At 67.5% G+C, this 21,884-nt stretch carries 17 protein-coding genes and 1 pseudogene; 7 read left to right on the top strand and 11 right to left on the bottom strand.

Annotation, left to right across the window (positions count from 1 at the left end; all coding sequences use genetic code 11):
* Positions 1–25 precede the first annotated feature (25 nt).
* Positions 26–1,297, top strand: a complete 1,272-nt coding sequence (locus tag RVF83_RS04845) for an acyl-CoA dehydrogenase family protein (protein WP_005201596.1) — start codon at positions 26–28, stop codon at positions 1,295–1,297.
* A 58-nt stretch (positions 1,298–1,355) separates the two neighbouring features.
* Entirely contained in the window at positions 1,356–1,832 is a 477-nt protein-coding gene (locus tag RVF83_RS04840; protein WP_005201591.1) for a hypothetical protein, read from the top strand.
* A gap of 254 nt (positions 1,833–2,086) precedes the next feature.
* Here the strand turns inward: RVF83_RS04840 and RVF83_RS04835 are convergent, their stop codons facing one another.
* The 3 genes and pseudogenes from RVF83_RS04835 to RVF83_RS04825 all read right to left on the bottom strand — a co-directional run bounded on the left by RVF83_RS04835 (position 2,087) and on the right by RVF83_RS04825 (position 4,803).
* Positions 2,087–2,626 (bottom strand): DUF1697 domain-containing protein, encoded by a 540-nt coding sequence (locus tag RVF83_RS04835; RefSeq protein ID WP_005201589.1) that lies wholly within the window; start codon positions 2,624–2,626, stop codon positions 2,087–2,089.
* 21 nt (positions 2,627–2,647) lie between these two features.
* Positions 2,648–3,935, bottom strand: a pseudogene (locus tag RVF83_RS04830) (DUF4185 domain-containing protein).
* Positions 3,936–4,035: 100 nt separating this feature from the next.
* Complete coding sequence (locus RVF83_RS04825) at positions 4,036–4,803, bottom strand: methyltransferase domain-containing protein (protein ID WP_039881301.1); 768 nt, start codon at positions 4,801–4,803, stop codon at positions 4,036–4,038.
* Between the two features lie 119 nt (positions 4,804–4,922).
* On the opposite strand from RVF83_RS04825, the gene rnhA reads away from it, so the two are divergent.
* The 4 genes from rnhA (at position 4,923) to RVF83_RS04805 (ending at position 7,986) form a co-directional block, all read left to right on the top strand.
* The gene (gene rnhA / locus RVF83_RS04820; RefSeq protein ID WP_039881300.1) at positions 4,923–5,408 is read left to right on the top strand and encodes a ribonuclease HI; all 486 of its coding nucleotides are present in this window, start codon (positions 4,923–4,925) and stop codon (positions 5,406–5,408) included.
* Positions 5,405–6,316 carry a D-isomer specific 2-hydroxyacid dehydrogenase family protein gene (locus RVF83_RS04815; RefSeq protein ID WP_005201584.1) on the top strand — a complete coding sequence of 304 codons (912 nt, stop codon included), beginning with the start codon at positions 5,405–5,407 and terminating at the stop codon, positions 6,314–6,316. Before rnhA ends, RVF83_RS04815 begins: the two co-directional genes overlap by 4 nt.
* A gap of 59 nt (positions 6,317–6,375) precedes the next feature.
* Positions 6,376–7,167 (top strand): SDR family oxidoreductase, encoded by a 792-nt coding sequence (locus RVF83_RS04810; RefSeq protein WP_005201582.1) that lies wholly within the window; start codon positions 6,376–6,378, stop codon positions 7,165–7,167.
* 123 nt (positions 7,168–7,290) lie between these two features.
* On the top strand, positions 7,291–7,986 hold the full coding sequence (locus RVF83_RS04805; protein WP_005201581.1) for a hypothetical protein: 696 nt from the start codon (positions 7,291–7,293) through the stop codon (positions 7,984–7,986).
* 335 nt (positions 7,987–8,321) lie between these two features.
* On the opposite strand, the gene RVF83_RS04800 is transcribed toward RVF83_RS04805, so the two are convergent.
* From RVF83_RS04800 to RVF83_RS04775, 6 genes are all read right to left on the bottom strand, one after another.
* On the bottom strand, positions 8,322–10,241 hold the full coding sequence (locus tag RVF83_RS04800; RefSeq protein ID WP_005201580.1) for an ABC transporter ATP-binding protein: 1,920 nt from the start codon (positions 10,239–10,241) through the stop codon (positions 8,322–8,324).
* Entirely contained in the window at positions 10,238–11,971 is a 1,734-nt protein-coding gene (locus tag RVF83_RS04795) for an ABC transporter ATP-binding protein (protein WP_005201579.1), read from the bottom strand. The genes RVF83_RS04800 and RVF83_RS04795 overlap by 4 nt, the downstream gene beginning before the upstream one ends.
* Before the next feature lie 63 nt (positions 11,972–12,034).
* Entirely contained in the window at positions 12,035–12,835 is an 801-nt protein-coding gene (locus RVF83_RS04790) for a family 1 encapsulin nanocompartment shell protein (protein ID WP_005201578.1), read from the bottom strand.
* Between the two features lie 49 nt (positions 12,836–12,884).
* Positions 12,885–13,889 (bottom strand): Dyp-type peroxidase, encoded by a 1,005-nt coding sequence (locus RVF83_RS04785; RefSeq protein WP_005201577.1) that lies wholly within the window; start codon positions 13,887–13,889, stop codon positions 12,885–12,887.
* Between the two features lie 113 nt (positions 13,890–14,002).
* Positions 14,003–15,664: an FAD-binding dehydrogenase gene (locus RVF83_RS04780; protein ID WP_168432665.1), complete on the bottom strand. Its 1,662-nt coding sequence runs from the start codon at positions 15,662–15,664 to the stop codon at positions 14,003–14,005.
* 73 nt (positions 15,665–15,737) lie between these two features.
* Positions 15,738–17,216, bottom strand: a complete 1,479-nt coding sequence (locus tag RVF83_RS04775) for an amidase (protein ID WP_039879906.1) — start codon at positions 17,214–17,216, stop codon at positions 15,738–15,740.
* Positions 17,217–17,627: 411 nt separating this feature from the next.
* Between RVF83_RS04775 and RVF83_RS04770 the strand changes: the two genes are divergently transcribed.
* On the top strand, positions 17,628–18,590 hold the full coding sequence (locus RVF83_RS04770) for an alpha/beta hydrolase (protein WP_005194843.1): 963 nt from the start codon (positions 17,628–17,630) through the stop codon (positions 18,588–18,590).
* A 346-nt stretch (positions 18,591–18,936) separates the two neighbouring features.
* Here RVF83_RS04770 and RVF83_RS04765 read toward each other — a convergent pair whose 3' ends face one another.
* Positions 18,937–20,298 carry a DUF3068 domain-containing protein gene (locus tag RVF83_RS04765; protein ID WP_005194841.1) on the bottom strand — a complete coding sequence of 454 codons (1,362 nt, stop codon included), beginning with the start codon at positions 20,296–20,298 and terminating at the stop codon, positions 18,937–18,939.
* Positions 20,299–20,402: 104 nt separating this feature from the next.
* Positions 20,403–21,779 carry an ABC1 kinase family protein gene (locus RVF83_RS04760; protein ID WP_005194839.1) on the bottom strand — a complete coding sequence of 459 codons (1,377 nt, stop codon included), beginning with the start codon at positions 21,777–21,779 and terminating at the stop codon, positions 20,403–20,405.
* Between the last annotated feature and the right edge of the window lie 105 nt (positions 21,780–21,884).

Genomic DNA, 21,884 nt, shown 5'->3' with positions numbered 1-21,884 from the left:
CACACCCGACCGAGAAGGATTCACCGTGGACTTCGCACTGCCCGAGTCGCTGAGCGACTACCTGGAGGAACTCGACGCGTTCATCGAGGCGGAGATCAAGCCGCTCGAGCAGGCCGACGACAACATCCGGTTCTTCGACCACCGGCGTGAGGACTCGCGCACGGACTGGGAGCGCGGCGGTCTGCCGAACGCGGAATGGGAGGCGCTGCTCGGCGAGGCGCGCCGGCGGGCCGACGCCGCGGGCCACTTCCGCTATCCCTTCCCCAAGGAGTTCGGTGGCCGCGACGGATCGAATCTCTCCATGGCGATCATCCGCGAGCACCTCGCGTCGAAAGGGCTGGGCCTGCACTGCGATCTGCAGAACGAGCACGCCATCGTCGGCAACAACATCGGTCTGCTCCTGATGCTGGAGTACGGCTCCCCCGAACAGCAGGAGGAGTGGGTCGAGGGTCTCGCCGCCGGTACCAAGTTCTTCGCCTTCGGAATCACCGAGCCGGAGCACGGTTCCGACGCGACGTACATGGAGACGACCGCGGTTCGCGACGGTGACGATTGGATCATCAACGGCGAGAAGACCTGGAACACCGGTATTCACGCTGCCCACCGCGACATCGTCTTTGCCCGCACGAGCGGCGAACCCGGTGACGCGCGGGGCATCACCGCGTTCCTCGTCGACCCGCAGGCGCCGGGTTTCGCCGTCGAGGAGTACCTGTGGACGTTCAACATGCCCACCGATCACGCGCACATCAGCCTGCGCGATGTGCGGGTGCCGGACTCGGCGGTGTTCGGTGAGGAGGGCGCCGGCCTGCAGGTGGTGCAGCACTTCTTCAACGAGAACCGGATTCGGCAGGCCGCGTCGAGTCTCGGTGCTGCGCAGTACTGCGTGAACCGGGCCGTGGAGTACGCGAACGAGCGGGCGCCGTTCGGCAAGAAGCTCTCGACCAACCAGGCGATCCAGTTCCCGCTCGTCGACCTGCACACCCGCTGCGCGATGGTCCGCGCGCTCATCCGGGAGACGGCGTGGAAGATGGACACCCACGGCAACTTCGCCGCGTCGGCCGAGGTGTCGATGTGCAACTACCAAGCCAACCGGTTGTGCTGCGACGCCGCCGATCAGGCGATGCAGGTGTTCGGCGGCAAGGGGTACTCGCGGCACGAACCATTCGAGCACATCTACCGTCACCACCGCCGTTACCGCATCACCGAGGGCGCCGACGAGATCCAGATGCGACGGGTCGCCGGGTACCTGTTCGGTTTCATGTCGGGCAAGGCGCCCAAGGGAGTGGGCTCGGCCTGAGTAGGCTGGGCATCATGCGAGATCGTGTGCGAACCGTGCCGAATCGGGTGATCCGGCCATGATCGCGGTCATCATCATCGTCGCGACCGTGGTGGTCGCACTGTTCGTCCTGGGCGGTGCGGCGTGGTTCGCCTGGGACTCTGACAAACGGGTGCGCAACTTCGCGCGGTCCACCGACCTCATCCCGGGTCGGCCCGGGCGCGCACCGGAGAGCTGGACCACCGACAACAGCCGAGAAGCTCTGCTGCATCGACGTGTTCGTTATGCGATCGCCGACGTACACGCCAACCCCGCCATCCCCCTCGATGAGGAACTGGTGTCGGCGCGGGACCGGTTGGACGACGCGGTGTTCGAACTCGACGACCGGCTCATCGCTGCTGCCGGCGCCGGGGGCGACGAGGCCACCGAAGTCCTCGACCGCGCCGAATCGGCGGTCAAGGCGCTCGAGGCGTTACCCAAGAAGTTGTGGGAGGCGCCCAAGTCGGACCAGCTCGCCGACCTGGACCGTGTGACTCGGGTCCTGTCGCGCGGCTGACGCTCAGATGACGGTCGGGCGCGGCGGCGGGTCGGGCGCGGGCGGCGTCGGTTGTGGATCCGGCACCGGCGGGGGCGTGGGCGTCGGGATCGGTGGTTCCGGCGGTGGTTCGGGTATCGGTTCCGGCGCCGGCATCGGGTCTGGAGGCGGTGGGGGCTGAGGTACCGGCTGGTTCACGAGGGACTCCTCTCGACGTGCGCGTCTGGCGTCCAGTTCTCAACGCTACGCCCACACCGATCGTCCGGCCAGGCTCGTCAACCCTTGGTGAGGTCCAGCAGTTTTCGCACGGTGCGCAGGTTGCGGCCGGTTCCCTGCACGCCGAGTCCTCGGGCGATGGCGGGCGCGGTCAGTTTCGACTGACCCGCACCCTCGGCGTAGCGGATGTGGAGATCGGAGCCGATCACGCGCCGGACGTCGTCGCCGAAGTCCTTCTCCTCGAAAGCGGCAGCCTTGTCGGCATCGGGTTCGGCGGCGAGAAAGTAGACGTAGGAGTACCTGTCGTCGATGACCTCGAAGGGGTGCGCGTCCAGTGCGGTCCGTACCTCGGCCGGGGTGCGGCTGATGACCTCGCGGAAGAACCCGTAGCGCTTCTCGATCTCGCGCTCGAGTGCGCGGTCGAACTCGGCAGGGTCGCCGGGCGGTGAACAGAGCAGGTTGCCCGACGCGATGTACGTCGAGACGTTCGTGGCCCCGAGTTCGGTTGCGATCGCGCGTAATTCGGCCATCGGCAGCTTGGCGCCGCCGACGTTGATCGCTCGGATGAGGACGATGCGTACCGCGTCTTTGCTGCTCACCGCTCCATGATGGCAGCGGCCTCACAACTTGGACAGGTCGGTGCGCGCCAGCATCACGTTGTAGTCGTCCCAGCGGGACACCACGAAGTACAGGTTCTTTCCGCTCGATCGCGGATGAATGTAGGGCGTGTACAACCCGTTCGATTGTTTGTTGGAGATGAGGACGCGTTCGCCGCTCCATGGACCGACCGGGGTCGGGGAGCTGCGCATCATGACGGTGCCGGCGCGCTCGGTGAGCATGACGAACTTCTTGAGGTACGTGTTGTACGCCACCGACATCTCGCTGACCGGCCGCCCGACGATCGGCGTGGCGTCCGCCGGGTTCGGCGACCAGGCGTTGCCGCCCCGGAAGTATTGGTAGCGATTCAGATTCAGGATGTCGGCGGGCCGGAAGCGGGCGACGAATGCCGATCCGTGCCGGCCGTTGGGAGTGCCGTACTGGTAGATGTAGTCGCCGCTGCGCAGGAAAGCGCCCATCTGGAACCGGCTGTGCCCCTGCGCGATCTGGGGAACGCCGGGCACGGTCAGTTCGAGGTTCGCCCGAATCGTGTTGTTGTCGACGGTCCAGGTCTGACCGTTGTTGCGCGACACCGCGATCGCCGAATAATTGGTGGCCCATCGTCCCGGACCCAGCCACTTGTGGATCGACATGAAGCTCAGGAATTGGATGCCGTTGATCGAGATGCCGCCGGTCGGGATGCGTCCGACCTCGGTGTTGCGGACGCCTATCGCATTGAACATCGGCTGCGAATAGGTGGGATGCGCGGGCGTGACCGAGGCGCCGGAGCGGACCGATCCGGGGATGGCGGTCGGGAAGCGGATGGCCTTGTCGAGATTCGAGTTCGCGTCGCTGCGGAGCATCGTGTTGTGTCGCCACACCATCTGGCCGGCGCATCTGCCCCAGGTGTCGCCGAAGGCCAGGAGGATCTGACCTGAACCGTTGTCCCAGGGCACGCCGACGTCGGTGGCCGTGATCCCGAAGCGGGCGTCGGTGCGTTCGGGGCTCCGTGGCCCGGTGACCCACGAGACGGCCGTGGTGGAGCCCTTGAGCTTGGGCAGCGGCCCCTGCGGTTTCTTGCCGTCGGCGCGGTAACTACCGAAGTCGATGCTGCCCCAGCCGAGATCGCTGGACCCGGAGCTAACCTGTGCTGCCGACGTCGCCTCCCGTGATGCCGGTGACGTTGCAGACCGCCCCGGCGGCGGGGGAGGCCGTCGCCGAGAGGAGGCTCGCGGTCAGTCCAACGGTTACGCCACCGATCGCAAAGGCGCGCGAGAGCGGGCGCAGGCGTACACGGCTGCGTCGGGACATGCGGACCCCCTGTGGCTACGGCTGATGTCAGTGTTGCAGAAGTGACGGGTCCGAGCGGTGGAGGCGGCCAAAGCTTGACCGGGGCGTGACCTGGGAGCCGCTAGTGGCGCGTGGCGACCGCGAAGGCGCGTCGGAACGGCATGAGGGTGCCCCAGTCGTGCCGGGGGTAGGCCTCGGCGAGCCGTCGCTTGAGTTCGGTGACGAACTCCTCGCGCAGGTGGGTGGGCAACGCCTGCAGGTACGGCCGGGCGCCGGTCCCGGAGATCCAGTCGAAGACCGGGTCGTCGCCGTCGAGGACGTGCAGGTAGGTGGTCTCCCAGGCGTTGACCCGGAAACCACGGTCGAAGAAGAACCTCAGATAGTCCTCGGCGTCGAGGCGGGGGAGCTGTCGGACTTCACTGAGTGACTCCGCGAACGGGTCGGTGGCGGCGAGCTCGGCCAATACCTTGCGGAACGGGGCGTCGTGACCGTTGGGGACCTGGATCGCGAAGGCTCCGCCGTCGGAGAGATGGCCCAGGAGGCGGTCGATGACGCCGAACTGGTCGGGCACCCACTGGAACATGGCGTTGGAGATCATCAGGTCGAATGTGCGGTGCGGCGTCCAGTCGATCACGTCGGCGACGTCGAAATTCGCGCGCGGATCGAAGTTGTCGCTGATGGCACGGTCGATCATCGCGGCGGACTCGTCGATGCCGAGGATGTCGGCTGCCGGCCACTGCGCGCGCAGGTGTTTGGTGAGATGCCCCGGTCCGCATCCGAGGTCGACGATGAACGACGGGTTGGTGGGTATCTGAGCGATCAGGTCGAGAAAGGGTCTCGACCGGTCGTCGGCGAATTGCAGATAGCGTGCTGGATCCCAGACAGCCATGCGTCCACAGTAGGGGCCGGCGGTGGTGGTGTCACGGAGAGTCGAGATCGACGCAGCGTGGTTTCGTGACGCGATCGCCTCTGATGGGGTGGTCACGGTGCTGACGTAGGCTTCCGTGCGTGACAGATCCCGTGAACCCCGCTCCCGAGAACCCGACCGGCCCCGACGACGCGGTCGTGGAGATCTCCACCGACGGCGCCTGCCTCGGCAACCCCGGCCCCGGCGGGTGGGGTGCGGTGCTCCGGTACAAGGGCAACGAGAAGCGGATCTCCGGGTCGGACCCCGACACCACGAACAACAAGATGGAGCTCACGGCGGCCATCGAAGGGCTCGCCGCGCTGACCAGGCCGTCGAAGGTGATCATCTACACCGACTCCACCTATGTGCGGAACGGCATCATGAAGTGGGTCGCCGGCTGGCAGGCGAACGGCTGGAAGACCAAGGACAAGAAGCCGGTGAAGAACGCCGACCTGTGGCGCCGCCTCATCGAGGAGGAGAAGCGTCACGAGGTCGAATGGCGCTGGGTCAAGGGCCACGCCGGTGACCACTTCAACGAGATCGCCGACGAACTCGCCACCACCGCGGCCCGGGCGGTCTCCCGATGACCGCTGTTCACGTCGCCGTCGAGCCCACCCACGACGAGCATCTCGTCGCCGCGGTCGAGGGCGCCGGCGGGAAGATCGTGGGGCTCGACGACGCGCGGGTCCTGGTCTGGATCGGCCCGCCCGCCGAGTTCCCCGAACTACCGGATGCCGTCGAGTGGGTCGCCCTCAAGACGGCGGGTATCGAGGACTTCCTGAATGCCGGGCTGCTCGACGACCGCCGGGTCTGGACCAACGCCTCCGGCTTCTACGCCGAGAACGTGGCCGAGCACGCGCTCGCGCTGCTTCTCGCCGGACTCCGGCAGATCAACACCGCCGTCACGCGACATTGGGACAAGGAACGGATCGACACCTCCGTGCGGTCGCTGCACGGCTCCACGGTCGCCATCGTGGGTGCGGGCGGCATCGGCGCGTCGCTGGGCCCGCGGCTGAAGGCCTGCGGTGCCCGCGTCGTCGCGGTGAACCGGTCGGGCCGCGAGGTGCCCGGTGCCGACGAGGTTCGGCGCTCCGCCGAACTGGACTCGGTGTGGTCCTCGGTCGATCACGTGGTGCTCGCCGCTCCGTCGACGCCGGAGACGCGGCACATGATCAATGCCGAAAGCCTTGCCGCGCTGCCGGATCACGCATGGATCGTCAACGTCGCGCGCGGCCCGCTGGTCGACGAGGAGGCCTTGTACCGGGCGCTGGTCGGCGGCGAGATCGCCGGTGCGGCGCTCGACGTGACCGATCCCGAACCGCCGGCCGAGGATCACCCGCTGTGGTCGTTGCCGAACGTCATCATCACCCCGCACGTCGCCAATCCCGCCTCGGGCCTGACACGCGAGATGGCGCCGTGGCTGGCCGAGAACGTGCGTCGCTTCGCGGCCGGCGAGGAACTGATCTCGGTGGTCACGCCCGGCCGAGACTACTGACCGGGACCATTTTCTAGAACACGTTCTCGTTTTGCGGCCGTTCGTGGCAGAGTCGGGGAGTGATTCTCGACAGATTCCGTATCGATGACCATGTCGCCGTCGTCACCGGTGCCGGTCGCGGCCTGGGTGCGGCCATCGCCGTGGCCTTCGCCCAGGCGGGTGCCGACGTGGTGATCGCGGCGCGCAGCGAATTCGACCTCGACCAGGTAGCCGGACAGATCGCCGACGCCGGGCGTCGCGCCCGCGTCGTCCCGGTCGATCTCAGCAACGCCGACGCCACGGCCGCGCTCGCCCAGACCGCGGTCGAGGAGTTCGGACGGCTGGACACGATCGTCAACAACGTGGGCGGCGCGATGCCGCGCCCGCTCCTCGACACCACCCCCCAACACCTCGTCGATGCCTTCGACTTCAACGTCGCCAACGCGCATGCGCTCGTCGTAGCCGGCGCCAAGCAGATGCTCGCGACGACCGGTCACGGTTCGATCATCAACATCACCTCGGCCGTCGGCCGGGTGCCGGGTCGCGCGTATGCCGCCTATGGAACCGCGAAAGCCGCTCTGGCGCACTACACCCGGATCGCCGCGATGGACCTGAACCCGAAGATCCGGGTCAACGGGATCGCGCCCGGGGCGATCCTCACATCGTCACTCGAGATCGTGGCCGGCAACGACGAGATGCGGACCGCACTCGAGAACGCCACCCCGATGCACCGGCTCGGCGACCCCGAGGACATCGCTGCCGCGGCCCTGTACCTGGCCTCACCGGCGGGTGCCTACGTCACCGGCAAGATCCTCGAGGTCGACGGCGGGATCATCGCACCGAACCTGGAGCTGCCGATCCCGGATCTGTAGGGGTTTCTTGTCGCGCAACCACTCTCGCCGCTCGTCGAGGGTCTCGGCGACGAGCTGATGCGCGCCCGGATCGGCCGTGCGTTCACCCTGATCGCGGGCGGTCGGTCTCGGTACAGTTGACCTGTGACGGGCATCCTCGAGTTCGCGAGCAACAACTGGTGGTTGATCTTCCCCATCGGTGGCGTCGTCGGCGGCTGGGCCGGGTCGGTCGCGAAGTACAACGAGAAGCGGCGCAAGGACAAGATCGAACTGGCCCGGATCAAGGCCGCCGCCCAGACCGAACAGCTGAAACTGACCACGACGTCCGTCGAGCAACTCCGCAAGACACTCAAACAGCACGATGCACTCAACGAGAAGTGGTTCGCCTACGAGCTCGACCTGGCCACGCTCATCGAGTACCCCCTCATGACCGACATGCGAGAGCCACTCACTCTCGCCTTCCATCGCGCGCGGGTCCACGCCGACGACCTGCGCCCGGAACCCCCGCGTGCAGGCGATACCGAGACGACTCTCGCCCCGGTCGACTTCGCCGACTACCGCGAGGCGGTCGGTGACTATGCCGCGGCCTTCGACGCGGCCGAACGCGAGGCACGACGCCGCAAGCAGGCCGGGTTCTCCCCGATCGAACGCGAAGCGCTCGACCGCGCCCGCAAACTCATCAACATCGCCTCCGACTCCGGTGCCACCGCAGCGGAACGCCAGGCCGCCTACAAGAAGGCGCGGTCCGAACTCGACGGCCTCCTCGACGTCCCGCCCCTTGCCGCCGAACGCCTCGAACGCCAGATCGCCGGTGCGCTCGAACGGGGTCGCGGGGACTGAGCTCCTCGCACCTCAGCCGGAGATCCATCCCCGTCAGCAGTCTTCGAGGGCAATATATGCCCTCGAGCGACACTCACGGGGACGGCGATCATCGACGGTCCGCCGAAGTGAAGTCGCATGCGACATCGCTTAGGATGTACGAGCTCGATCGAGGTCGTGCCGACGGGTTGATGTCGCACGCGACTTCATTCCGACTGTGGTTGCGTAGCAGGGTAACTCGCCAGCCCTTCGAGGCTCGTCGCTAGCGCTCCTCGCACCTCAGGGAGCAGGGGGGCTGTCGCTCCTCGCACCCCAAGAAGCGAGGGAGTCGGCGCCAGCGCATCGCAGCGTGGGGCTCAGCCCGCCTCGATCGCCGCGGTGAACTGGCTCTGGTACAGCCGGCAGTACGCGCCGCGCGCGGCGAGGAGTTCGTCGTGGTTGCCCTGTTCGACGATGTGGCCGTCTTCCATCACCACGATCACGTCGGCGTCGCGGACCGTCGAGAGACGGTGTGCGATCACGAAACTCGTGCGATCGGTGCGCAGGTTGGCCATCGCCTTCTGGATGAGCAGCTCGGTGCGGGTGTCGACGGAACTGGTCGCCTCGTCGAGGATGAGGATCGTGGGCCGGGCGAGGAACGCCCGGGCGATCGTGATGAGCTGCCGCTCACCGGCACTGACGCCGCCGCCCTCGTCGTCGAGGACCGTGTCGTAACCGTTGGGGAGAGTGCGGACGAAGTGGTCGACGTGACTCATCCGGGCGGCCTCGAGGACCTCTTCGCGGGTGGCGGAGGGGTCACCGTAGGCGATGTTGTCGTAGATCGTCCCGCCGAACAGCCACGAGTCCTGCAGCACCATGCCGGTGCGCTCACGGAGATCGTCGCGGGTCATCTCGGCCGAGTCCACGCCGTCGACACGGATGGTTCCGGAATCGACGTCGTAGAACCGCATGATCAGGTTGACCAGGGTGGTCTTGCCGGCGCCGGTCGGTCCGACGATCGCGACCATGTGTCCGGGACGCGCTGTCAGGGTGAGGTTCTCGATCAACGGCTTGTCCTCGACGTAGCGGAACGAGACGTCGTCGAACTCGATGAGCCCGTTGTCGACCGGCGGCGTCTTCGGGTTCGCCGCGTCCGGGGTCTGCTCCTCGGCGTCGAGGATGTCGAAGATGCGCTCGGCGGACGCGACGCCGCTCTGCATCAGGTTGATCATCGACCCGATCTGGGTGAGCGGCTGCGTGAACTGGCGGGAGTACTGGATGAACGCCTGCACCTCACCGAGGCTCAGCGAACCCGACGCCACCCGCAGGCCACCGACCACGGCGACGGCCACGTAGTTGAGGTTCCCGAGGAACATGATGGTCGGCATGATGACGCCGGAGATGAACTGCGCCCGCCAACTCGACTGGTACAGCTTCTCGTTGCGCTCGTCGAAGGTCGCCTCGATCTCCCGCTGACGACCGAAGGCGGTCACCAGTTCGTGTCCGGTGAAGGCTTCCTCGACCTGGGCGTTGAGGGCACCGGTCGACGCCCACTGTGCGGAGAAGTGGGGCTTGGAACGCTTCGCGATGACGGCGGTCGCGATGATCGCCAGCGGCACGGTCGCCACCGCGATCAGCGCGAGGAGCGGCGAGATCCAGATCATCATCACCAGCAGCGCGACGACCGTCAGCACCGAGTTCACGAACTGGGCGATGGTCTGCTGCATGCTCTGTGACAGGTTGTCGAGGTCGTTGGTGACCCGACTGAGCAGCTCACCGCGCGGCATCGTGTCGTAGTACCGCAGCGGCAGGCGGTGGACCTTCTCTTCGACCTTCGCGCGTAGGTCTCGGATCGTCTCCACGACAATGATGTTCAGCAGGTAAGCGGCCAGCCAGGCCAGTCCCGACGCCACGACGTACATCACCAGGGTCAGAAGCAGGACGCGGCCGACGTCGCCGAAATCGACCCCGACACCGGGCGTCACGTCCATCGACGAGACCATGTCGGCGAAGGTGTCGTCGCCGCGGTCGCGCAGGCCGGCCACCGCCTGGTCCTTCGACTGCCCGGCGGGCAGCATCCGGCCGATGACGCCGTTGAAGACGAGGTCGGTGGCGTGACCGAGGACGCGCGGTGCGACGGCCAGCAGGATGACCGATCCGACGATCGAACCCAGCGTCACGGTCATCAAGCCGCGGTATGAACCGAGTTGGGCGACAACCCGTTTGATCGACGGCCAGAACGAGCGCGGCTTGGACTCGGGACCGCCGGCGGCCATCGGTCCACCCGGGCGGGTCATGCGCGCTCCTCCATGGCCAGCTGGGATTCGGCGATCTCAGCGTAGGTGGGACACGAGGCCAGCAGGTCGTCGTGTGTGCCGATGCCGACGATTCGGCCGCGGTCGAGGACGACGATCTGCTCGGCGTCGACGATGGTCGAGATGCGTTGCGCGACCACGATCACCGACGCGTCGCGGGTGGCCGGTCGCAGCGCCGCCCGGAGCTTGGCGTCGGTGGTGAGGTCGAGCGCCGAGAACGAGTCGTCGAACAGGTAGACGGCGGGGCGCCGGACGAGTGCACGGGCGATCGCGAGGCGCTGTCGCTGTCCCCCGGAGACGGTGGTGCCGCCCTGGGCGACGTGGGTGTCGAGGCCGTCGGGCATGGCCGATACGAACTCGTCGGCCTGGGCGATGCGCAGCGCCTCCCAGATCTCGTCGTCGGTGGCGTCGGACTTGCCGTGCAGGATGTTCGACCGGATGGTGCCGGAGAAGAGGTAGGGGCGCTGCGGGACGAGGCCGACCACCGAGCGCAGTTCGTCGGGGTCGAGTCGCTTCACGTCGGTGCCGCCGACGCTGACCTTGCCCTCGGTGGCGTCGATGAGCCGGGGTACGAGTCCGAGGAGTGTCGTCTTGCCGGACCCGGTCGATCCGACGATGGCCGTCGTGGTCCCCGGTGTGACCTCGAAGCTGATGCCACTCAGCACCGGGTCGTCGGCGCCGGGATAGCGGAACTCGGCTGCGTCGAACTTCACGGTGCCGGGATGGCCGGCGAAGCCGATCGGGTCGACGGGGGGATGCACCGAGGTCTCGGTGTCGAGGACCTCGGTGATGCGCTCGGCACAGACCGCGGCGCGCGGCGCCATCATGGCCAGGAACGACGCCATCATCACCGACATGAGGATCTGCATGACGTAGCTCATCAGCGCAGTGAGAGCGCCGATCTCGACCGTGCCGTCGGAGACGGCGTGACCGCCGAACCAGATGACCGCGACGATCGTGACGTTGGTGATCACCATGACGAGCGGGAACATCAGCGCCATCAGCTTGCCCACCCGCAGCGTGGCGTCGGCGAGGTGGTCGTTGGCGACGGCGAAACGCTTGCGCTCGTGCTCCTCCCGCACAAAGGCGCGCACCACGCGGATTCCCGTGATCTGCTCGCGTAGAACACGATTCACCGAGTCGATGCGTTCCTGCATGGCCCGGAAACCGGGGATCATGCGTGCGATGACGAGGCCCATCGCCAAGCCGAGGATCGGTACCGCGATCGCGATGACCCACGACAACGCGGGGGCCTCCCGGATGCCCATCACGATCCCGCCGATGCACATGATGGGCGCCATCACGAGGATCGCGCTGCACATGACGATCAGCATCTGCACCTGCTGGACGTCGTTGGTGGTGCGCGTGATCAACGACGGGGCGCCGAACGTGCCGACCTCGCGGGCGGAGAACGAGTTGACCCGGTGCAGCAGGTCGCTGCGGATGTCGCGGCCCACCCCGAGCGCGGCCCGAGACCCGAAGAACTGGGCGATGATCGTCGCCACGATCTGCACGATGCTCACCAGCAGCATCCAGCCGCCGATGCGCATGATGTAACCGGTGTCGCCGGTCGCCACCCCGTTGTCGATGATGTCGGCGTTCAGGCTCGGCAGGTACAGCATCGCCGCGGTGGCGACGAACTGCAGCGTCACCACCAGGACGATGTTGATGCGGTACCGCTGCAGGTACGTACTGATGAGGCGGGTCAGCATGGCACGATCACCTGCGCCAGACTAGTTGCCTCGGCTAAAAGGCGTACGTCGGTCTCCCGTCGATCAGCCGCCGAAGAGGGCGACGGCTGCCTCCCCGGTGTGGGTGAGGTAGGTGAACGATTCCTGGAAGTACAGATTCACCACGTCGGCGTCGTGGGAGTCGTAGCCGATCGACACGTCCTGGCCGATGGTCAGCTCGAAGTCGCCGCCGCGGGTGCTCATGACGAATGCGCCGCGGATGGCCGGCGCCCAGACGATGTCCCCGTCGAGGAGCCGCTGGATGTGCTGGCGGATGGGGTAGCCGTGGTTCGACGTCTCGTTCACCTGTGTGTACACCTCCGCCGACATGGCGACGGAGTACGGCCCGTCGACGGAGGCGAGCCGCAGAGTGGTGAGTGCCTGGCTGACGGCTTCGGGGTAGTCGCGGACGTCCTCGGGCAGCTGGATCGGGGTCGCCGTGGCCTCGGCGCGGATACCGCTGATCGATGCGGCGGCGTAACCCTCGAAGATCGCTCGGTCCTCGGCGAGCGCGAGTTGGCGCGCGGCTTCGACGACCGGATCCCAGTCGGAGTCCTGAGCGCCGCGGTCGACGTCGTCGATGGCCTCACGGGAGACGGTGAACGGTACCTTCAGCTCGACCAGCGACTGGGTTCGGCGGATGAAGGCCTGGATGCCGTCGGCCGGGGAGTCGATCTTGCTGCGGTGGCCCAGGGTGACGGCTGCGGTGTCCTGACCCATCGGTCCCTTCACGTCGACGAGTCGGCGACCGGCGATGTTCCGCTTGAACGACCGGGTGGCCTCCTCCTCGATCTCTGCCCAGGCGGCCTCGGAGATGGGGGCGAGCTCGCGGTGCAGGTTGTTCATGGGGGCCTCCTGGTGCGGTGGTGTCGGGCGGTGGTCGGTCTGTGGCGGGCTAGTGCAGGGAACCGATCCCCAGGGATCCGTCGGCGCGGCGGACCGGGGTCTGGGCGGCGGGTTCGGCGGCGCCGGGTGCGGGCGGCAGGTCCTCGAGGAAGTCGAGGGTCGGGGTGAAGAACTGCGACCCGGTGACGGCGGTGGTGAAGTCGAGGAGGCGGTCGTAGGTTCCCGGGGGGTCGCCGATGAACATCTTGCGCAGCATCTCCTCGGTGACGTCGGGGCCGGCGGAGTAGGCGATGTAGAAGGTGCCGTTCTCGCCGTTCCCGGAGACATCGCCGTAGGGCATGTTGTCGCGGACGACGTCGATCTCCTCGCCGTTCTCGTCTTCGACCTTGTTGAGGGCGATGTGGGAGTTGGGCGGTTTCACGTCGTCGGACATCTCGACGTTGTCGAGCTTGGTGCGTCCGATCGCGGCTTCCTGCTCGCTCGTGCTCAGGTCGTTCCACGACGACAGGTCGTGGACGTAGCGCTGGATGGCGACGTAGCTGCCGCCGGCGAAGTCGGGGTCCTCGTCACCGACGGTGATGGCGTCGATCGCGGCCTGTCCGACGGGGTTCTCGGTGCCGTCGACGAAGCCGATGAGATCACGCAGGTCGAAGTAGCGGAAGCCGTGCACCTCGTCGACGACGGTCACCGCGTCGCCGAGGGCGTCGGTGATGAGGCGGCCGAGCTCGAAGCACAGGTCCATCTGGTCGGACTTGATGTGGACCAGCAGATCCGCGGGGGTCGCCGGCGCGGTGTGGACCGCGCCCTCGTAGGGGACGAACGGCCGCAGCGAACGCGGGCGGGGGCCGTCGAACAACCGGTCCCAGGCGTCGGAACCGATCGAGACGATGCCGGCCAGCGCGGCCTCCGGGGCGCGCGAGGACACCGCATTGTTCAGGCCCGGGATCTCCTCGAGCACATCACGAACCGTGTCCTCGCCACCGTCGTCGATGGTGAGGACGAGAAAGATCGCCGACTTGGTCTTACGCGTCAGGATCGTCTGCGGCACGGGCACGCCCAATACCCTAGCCGACGCATGTCCGAAATGGGATCGCGGACCGTGCCGTGAAAAAGTAGGGCAGGCAACCCTTTTCGGACCGTCTCGAAGGGCGTGTCCGGACGCCGAGATCAGCTGCGCGCGACGGCCCGTCCGGCTGCACGCCCGGAGAAGATGCACCCGCCCAGGAAGGTGCCCTCGAGGGCGTTGTAACCGTGCACACCGCCGCCACCGAAACCCGCGACCTCGCCGGCCGCGAACAGGCCGTCGAAGGCGCTGCCATCGGGGCGGAGCACCTGTGAGTCGAGGTTGGTCTCGAGGCCGCCGAGGGTCTTGCGGGTGAGGATGTTGAGCCGCACCGCGATCAGCGGACCGTGCGCGGGGTCGAGGATGCGGTGGGGCTTGGCCACTCGAACGATCCTGTCGCCGATGAACTGTCGCGCGTTGTTGATCGCCATCAGCTGGGCGTCCTTGGAGAACTTGTTCTCCACCTCGGCGTCGCGGGCCGAGATGACGCGTTCGATGAGCGCGAGGTCCAGTTCAGGGCCGCGTGCGATCGCGTTCATCCCGCTGACCAGTTCGGGCAGGTTGTCGGCGACCACGAAGTCGATGCCGTTGCGCACGAAGGCATCCACCGGTCCGGGGGCCCCCTTGGCGAGTCGGCTCTTCGCGGCGAGCTTCAGATCCTTGGAGGTGATGTCGGGGTTCTGTTCGGAACCCGACAGCATGAACTCCTTCTCGACGATGGACTGGGTGAGGATGAACCACGAGTAGTCGTGGCCGGCGGCGAGGATCGCCTTCATCGTCGAGTTCGTGTCGAAGCCGGGGAAGTTCGGCGGTGCGAGGCGGTTGCCGTTCGCGTCGAGCCACAGCGACGACGGTCCCGGGATGATCCGGATGGCGTGGTCGGGCCAGATCGGGTCCCAGTTGTGGATGCCCTCGGTGTAGTGCCACATGCGGTCGCGGTTGACGATGTTTGCGCCGGCATCCTCGCTGATCTCCAGCATGCGGCCGTCGACATGCGCCGGGACGCCAGAGATCATCGTCTTCGGTGCAGGACCGAGACGGTCGACCGGCCAGTTCTTGCGGATGAGGTCGTGGTTGTGGCCGATGCCGCCGGACGTCACGATCACCGCTCCGGCACGAATCTCGAAGTCGCCCACCACATCGCGGTTCGACGCCTTGCCGCGATCGAGGTCGGTCGGCGCGAGGGTGGCTCCCCGCACGCCCACGGCGGCACCGTCTTCGACGACCAGTTCGTCGACCCGATGCCGGAACCGGAACTCGACCAGCCCACGTTTTTCGGCCTCGAGGACCGGTTCGGCGAAGATCCGGACCACTTCGGGTCCGGTGCCCCAGGTGAGGTGGAAGCGCGGCACGGAGTTGCCGTGTCCGTCGGCGAAGCCGCCGCCGCGTTCGGCCCAGCCGACGATCGGGGTGATGCGCAGCCCGAGATCGTGCAGATACTGCCGCTTCTCGGTGGCGGCGAAGTCGACGTAGGCCCGGGCCCACTGACGCGGCCAGTAGTCCTCGTCGTCGCGGTCGAAGCCCGCCGACCCCATCCAGTCCTGCAGAGCGAGGTCGGCGGAGTCGGTGATGCCGAGCCTGCGCTGTTCGGGGGTGTCCACCATGAACAGTCCGCCCAGCGACCAGAAGGCCTGTCCGCCAAGATTTCTGCGGTTCTCCTGATCGACCACCACCACGCGTCGGCCCGCCTTGGTGAGCTCGTATGTCGCGACCAGACCCGCCAGACCCGCACCGACGACCACCGCGTCGGCCACCTGCTTCGTCACGACAACTCCTCACCGTCGATCTGCCGCGTGCCCCCACCCGGACATGCGATCCCGAGAGAACATTAGCGCCGCGTCACATCGAGATGTCGGCGTACCGGTGGAACCACGGCGCGGCGTCCTCGAGGGATGCGGCGAGAGCCAGGAGGTCACCGTCGGCGCCCAGACGGCCGACGAACTGGACGCCGAGCGGGAGCCCGGTCCCGGTCCAGTGCAGGGGCACGCTGATCGCCGGACGTCCGGTCATGTTCGCCAGCTGGGTGTAGGGCACCCAGCCGAGATTCTCCTCGACGAGCTGGTCGACGATCCCCACCCGCGACATCACCTTGCCGATGCGGGCGCGGGCCGCGAGCCGCGCCGCCTGCTGGAGGAGCGGCGGGGTCGTCATCGACCCGACGGCCGGCGGCGGGACGGCGAGGGTCGGGGTCAGGAGCAGGTCGTGGGTCTCGTGGAAGCGTTCCAGAGCACGAACGTGGTGGTTGACGTGGTCGAGCGCGCGGAAGAGCGGCACCACCCCGGCCGCCCGGCCGATCTCGGCGAGGGCGAGAGTGTCCGCCTCGAAGTCGGCGTCGCCGGCACCGGACAGGCGCCGCGCCTCGTCGACCTGGGCGGCCGCCTTGGCGAACCAGATCTCGAGGAAGTCGCGGGCAAGCTCCGCATCGTCGTGCGGCGGGTCCACCTCGTCGACCTGGTGGCCGAGTTCGGTGAGCAGTTTCGCGGCGTGTTCGACGGCCGCCACCGCTTCGGGGTGCGGTGCTGGGTTGATGGCCGAACGTGTGGTGTAACCGATCCGCAGCAGCCGCGGTGGAGAGGCGATCCGCGTCGTGAACGACTCGGTGTGGAGGGGGGCGGGATAGGTCGACGACGCGGTGGGGCCGATGATCGCGTCGTAGAGGGCGGCCGCATCGCGCACCGTGCGGGTCACGACACCCTCGACGCCCATCCCGAAGAGCGGCTCGCCGGTGGCGGGCCCGAACGGCATCAGGCCGCGTGACGCCTTCAGTCCGACGAGCCCGGTACATGCCGCCGGGATGCGGATCGAGCCGCCGCCGTCGTTCGCGCCGGCCGCGGGCACGACGCCCGCGGCCACGGCCGCGGCGCTGCCCCCGGACGAGCCGCCGGGGGTCACGTCGAGGTTCCAGGGGTTGCGCGCCGGACCCCACAGGACGGATTCGGTGATCGCCTTCGAACCGAACTCCGGGGTGTTGGTCTTCCCGAAGACGACCAGACCCGCATCGAGGAATCGCCGGACGACCGTCGCGTGCTCGGTGGCGACGTGCCGCGCCAACGATCGAGAGCCACGCGTCGTCGGATAGCCGCGGTAGTCCTGGGCGAGGTCCTTGATCAGGAAGGGGACGCCGGCGAACGGCCCGGTCAACTCCGTGCGGGCCCGGTGGTCGGCCTCGGCCTCGATCGGGATGACGATGGCGTTCAGGTCCGGGTTCACCGCGGCGGCACGGGCCCGGGCCAGGTCGAGGAGTTCGGCAGCCGTGACCTCACCCGATGCGACGAGTCCGGCGAGGGCGGTCGCGTCGGCGCCGAGGTATTCACCCATGTCCACGGCCCCGACCCTAGTGAGTACGGGGTCGGGGTGCGGCCTGGTTGGCCGATACGACCGCCTCGGAGATCGAACCGATTCCCACATCACCGTTAACCACCCCAAACGAATAACGGTGCGGTCGCGGCAATTTCGTCCGTTCGGAGGGCAGAATCGGACAGTTGTGCCGCGCATGGCCCATATGGGCTGTTCACAACGGGGCAAATGTGACACGCACCACTACCCGTATGCGTCACGAAGGTCAGTCCAGCCTTTGCCGCGACGTTATCGTGCCGTTACACTTCTCGACGACGGGTACCGCTCCCGACGGGGATCAATAGAATCCCCCTACGTACGACTTCCGCAGTACCCGGTAGGGAAGACCCAGAAGCGGCCGACTCCGGCCGAGATCCAAAGGAAAACTGACGAATGCTGACTCGCGCCCGTAAGCGCCTCGTCGCCGGACTCGTGGCTCTCGTGGCCGTGTCAGGTGCCACGCTGGTCGCAGCTCCGCCGGCGTCCGCAGCCAATGGTTGCAACGTCGAATACGTCCGCTCGAACGCCATGAACCGGACCGTGCCCGTGTGCATCGTCTCGGCCGGCGGCGGCGGACCGAAGCCGACGCTGTACCTTCTCGACGGCCTGCGTGCCCCCAACAACAACAGCGGTTGGCTGATCAACACCGATGTCGCCCGCTACATGGCCGGCAAGGGCACGAACGTCGCCATCCCGTTCGGCGGCGGCGGCAGCTTCTACACCGACTGGCAGTCCTACGACCCCAAGCTCGGCAACAACAAGTGGGAGACCTTCCTGACCCGCGAGCTGCCGGGGTACATGGCCGCCCGCCATGGCAGCGACAACCGTCGCAACGGCATCGCCGGCCTGTCGATGTCGGGCACCTCGGCGCTCAACCTCGCGTCGCGCCACCCGAACTTCTACAAGGCAGTCGCGTCCTACAGCGGGTACCCGACGGTGACCCTGCCGGGCTTCACCCAGGGCATCCAGGCCTCGGTCATCGAGATGGGCGGCAACCCCAGCAACATGTGGGGCTTCTACCCGGCCGGCAGCTGGTTCCAGAACGATCCGTTCCTGAGCGCGGGCAACCTGGCCGGCAAATACGTCTACGTCTCGTCCGGTAGCGGCGTCGGCAGCAAGTACGACTCGTCGGTCAACCCGACCAGCGCCAACTTCGACCCGGTCAAGTTCGCGCAGATGATCCCGCTCGAGGTCGCCGCCTCGACCAGCAGCCAGCTGTACGTCGGCCGTGTCGCGCTCGTCCCGGGCGTCAAGCTCACCACCCGGATCACCCCGGACGGTGCGCACTGGTGGGACTACTGGCAGAGCACCTTCAAGGAGTCGTGGGTCAAGACCTTCCGCCCGGCGTTCTTCTGAGCCGAGCAGACGGTCTCGCAACTCCATAGAGACAACGGCAAGGGCCGGTGACCTTCGGGTCACCGGCCCTTGTTGTGTGTGGCCCGGGGGGCTCCGTGCGCCGCAGGAGGTGGGTGGCACTCATGCCGCGCGAGGGGGCGGCGCCCCGTCGGGTGGCGCGCGTGCCGCCCGTCAGGGGCGCCTGCAGGGTGGGTCGTCCCCCGGCCGTCGGGTGTCCCGGGACAGCTGTAGCGGATCGTGTCGCCCACCCGACACCTTCCGCGGCATCTGAGACCCAGACGAAAACACCGCGGGCGCATCCGGTGAATCCGGATGCGCCCGCGGTGGTCGTTGTCAGCAGTCGGGCCTACTCGGGCGGCGGCTGCTTGCGGAAGGAGCGGGTCGACGAGCCGTCGGCCGGCGGTTCGCCGCCGTCGACCTTCGGGATCTGCTCGGTCGGACGCTCCCACGGGTTGCCGGCCGACGAGGCGGTACCGGCTGCCGGTGCGTCCCGCTTGATCACGGAGGTTCGACGCTCATCTGCGGCGGGCGCGGTGGCAGCCGGGCCTGCGGTGGCCACGGCGGCGTCGTCGTCGCGGCGTCCGCGGAGGAACATGAAGACCGCCAGTGCCAGCATGATCACACCGAGCACACCGAGCACGATCGGCAGCCAGAAGCCCAGGAGGTTCAGCTGCGTCACGTAACCGCTGGCGATGTCGGTCTGCTTGGTGACGATCCCATCACTCCACTTGAACGTGCCCTTGAGCGCGTCCATGCGGAAGTTGCGCACGACCTCGGGGTTGGACTCGCTCTGGTCGGGCGACTTGAAGTACTGGTGCTGATCCTCGCGGCCGTCGACGATGGTGCCGGTGATCGGCTCGACGTAGACGTGGCGCACGGCCGACGCGTGACGGTGCATCGTGATCGGATCGTTCGGGCGGACGCCCGGACCGCTGATGCCCCACCACTTGGCCGGCATCGTCAGCATGGTGCCGAGGGCGGCTTCGCCCTGTGCGTTCGGCAGGCTCGAGAGGTCCTTCTCCGGGACGTCGCAGGCGAAGTGAAGGGTCTTGACGCCCTTGATCTCCACCTCATCCTGGAACTTCGCGTCGCAGTCCTGGCGGGTGTTGAGGTCGTAATACAGGTAGTCGCGCTGCTGGACGTCGAAGCCGAACTTGTACTGGAAGCCCTTGCGGTTGTCGAGGGCGACCGAGACGTCGTTCACGTTGCCGCCCGGCGGCACGGCCTCGAGCTGCAGCGAGCTCACGGCACCGTTGGGTACCGACGTCTTACGGTTCACCGACACGCGGTCGATGGTCGCGGTGAGCAGGCCGTCCTTGCAGGTACGGGCCTCGCCTGCCGCGGCGACGGTCGGTTCGGTCTCCTGACCGTCGGCGTCGCGGATGCGGTCGATCAGGACGGTCTGCGCGGACTGCACAGTCGCCTGGCGGCTGTCCGACGGTTCGATGATCACCGATCGGCGCTGCTGCGTCAGATGTGCCTCGAAGGTGCGGGCACGATCCTCCGACACCGAGCAACGATCGAAGATCACCGCCGGGAACCGGTCACCGGTGGACCCGTCGGCGGCGACGGTCGTCGCATCCGAGGTGATGTCGAGGTCGAGCGGCACCACCTTGAGCGTCGGCACCAGGTACAGCGGGATGGCAATGGCGACCGCGAGGAACGCGGCACCAAAGAAGGCCAGCAGTGCCGGCACGAAACGTCTCATGTGTGACTCCTGTGAATCAGCAGCGTAATCGGTATCACCCTAGCGGGCGTCTCGCGTTCCGTACGCGTCAGTAGGCCCGACATGCCGGGATTTGCGATCATGCATCAGTTCGTGCGGGTCCGATCGGCGCGCCGATCGCGTTCGGCCTCCTTCAGGATGCCGGCCATGTACCCGTAGATCTCTTTGTCCGACATGGCTTTCCACCGCGGGGCGAGGAGCTTCATGTACTTCTCGACATACAGCAACTGCTTACCGACGAGGACCAGCTCGCGGGGGAGGCGGGCATCGTGGGCCTTGGCCACTGCGGCGAGCTGTCGGCCCAGGTCGGTGTAGGACATCGAGCCCAGGTCGGTCGTCGACAGCGGGGTCGTCACCTTCTTGATGTCCTCGGCGCCCTTGGCCGTCGATCCGGGTTTGTGCACTGCGCCGAGCAGGAAGATGGCGCGACCTGCGGATTCGTAGTCCGCCCGAACCACCAGGTCGACGACGAGCTGACGAAGTATGCGACGGGTGCGGGGGGTGAACCGCCCGACGATGCCGAAGTCGAGCAGCACAATCTTCCCGGCATCGTCGACGAGGACGTTCCCGGCGTGCAGGTCGCCGTGGAAGAGGCCGCCGTGGAATGCCGAGTCGAGCAGTGAGAGCAGCAAGTTGCGGCACAGCGCGACGCCGTCGTGCCCGGCCGCCCGCACCGCCGCGGCGTCGTCGATCCGGACTGCGTGGATGCGCTCCATCGTGAGCACGCGTGGCGTCGTGAACTCGTCGTAGACCCGCGGGACGCGGACGCGGTCGCCGAAGGGGCCCGGTTGCAGGCACTCGAACCACTCGCGCATGGTGTCGGCCTCGATCCGGAAATCGAGTTCGGCGTCCAGACCGGCCGCGAAGTCTTCGACGACGTGCCGCGCACTGAGCATTCGGCCGTACTCGGAGATCTCGACGAGTCCGGCGATCCGCTCGAGGATCGCGACGTCGGGTGCGAGGCGGTCGGCGATCCCGGGCCGCTGGATCTTGACGACCACCTCTTCGCCGCTGTGCAGGGTTGCGGTGTGGACCTGCGCGATCGACGCCGAGGCGATCGGCACCGGATCGAACCGGGCGAACACCTCTTCGGGTGGGCGTCCGAGTTCGGCGACGAACTGTGCGCGCATGGCGTCGGGATCGGCCGGCTTCACGCGGTCGAGCAGCGTCTCGAACTCCGAGGAGAGAGCGTCGGAGAAGACACCGGGGCTGGATGCGATGAGCTGCCCGAGCTTCACGTAGGTCGGGCCGAGATGTTCGAAGGTGGAGCGCAGTTCGTGCGCGGCGCGCGCAGCACTGGGTGCGCGACCGCGAAGAGCGTCGCCTGCCGTGTGGAGGACGAACCGTCCGAGGCCCGCAGCCGCGTGCGCGGTGGTCGTCCCGAATCGCGTGACCTCGGCGATGGGCGACACCGGATGCAACTGCGTGCGCCGACCGTCGTCGACCGAGCTGTTGATGGTCACCGTCGGCCATTGTAACGATCATCGATGTCCGATCCAGTGTCTCGACGGGCTGAGTCGACCTCCCGGCGTGCGCTTGTGGCGGAGATGCGCAGACGACGGCAGACT

This window comes from Gordonia rubripertincta (genome assembly GCF_038024875.1).
Lineage (GTDB): Bacteria > Actinomycetota > Actinomycetes > Mycobacteriales > Mycobacteriaceae > Gordonia > Gordonia rubripertincta.
The sequence above is the reverse complement of the archived record's forward strand: the minus strand, read 5'-3'. Positions and strand labels throughout refer to the sequence as shown.

Coding starts and splice junctions, on each gene's coding strand:
- RVF83_RS04840 (WP_005201591.1), top strand. CDS start 1,356: ATGATCGCGGTCATCATCATCGTCGCGACCGTGGTGGTCGCACTGTTC.
- RVF83_RS04825 (WP_039881301.1), bottom strand. CDS start 4,803: ATGGCTGTCTGGGATCCAGCACGCTATCTGCAATTCGCCGACGACCGG.
- RVF83_RS04815 (WP_005201584.1), top strand. CDS start 5,405: ATGACCGCTGTTCACGTCGCCGTCGAGCCCACCCACGACGAGCATCTC.
- RVF83_RS04800 (WP_005201580.1), bottom strand. CDS start 10,241: ATGACCCGCCCGGGTGGACCGATGGCCGCCGGCGGTCCCGAGTCCAAG.
- RVF83_RS04795 (WP_005201579.1), bottom strand. CDS start 11,971: ATGCTGACCCGCCTCATCAGTACGTACCTGCAGCGGTACCGCATCAAC.
- RVF83_RS04790 (WP_005201578.1), bottom strand. CDS start 12,835: ATGAACAACCTGCACCGCGAGCTCGCCCCCATCTCCGAGGCCGCCTGG.
- RVF83_RS04775 (WP_039879906.1), bottom strand. CDS start 17,216: ATGGGTGAATACCTCGGCGCCGACGCGACCGCCCTCGCCGGACTCGTC.
- RVF83_RS04770 (WP_005194843.1), top strand. CDS start 17,628: ATGCTGACTCGCGCCCGTAAGCGCCTCGTCGCCGGACTCGTGGCTCTC.
- RVF83_RS04765 (WP_005194841.1), bottom strand. CDS start 20,298: ATGAGACGTTTCGTGCCGGCACTGCTGGCCTTCTTTGGTGCCGCGTTC.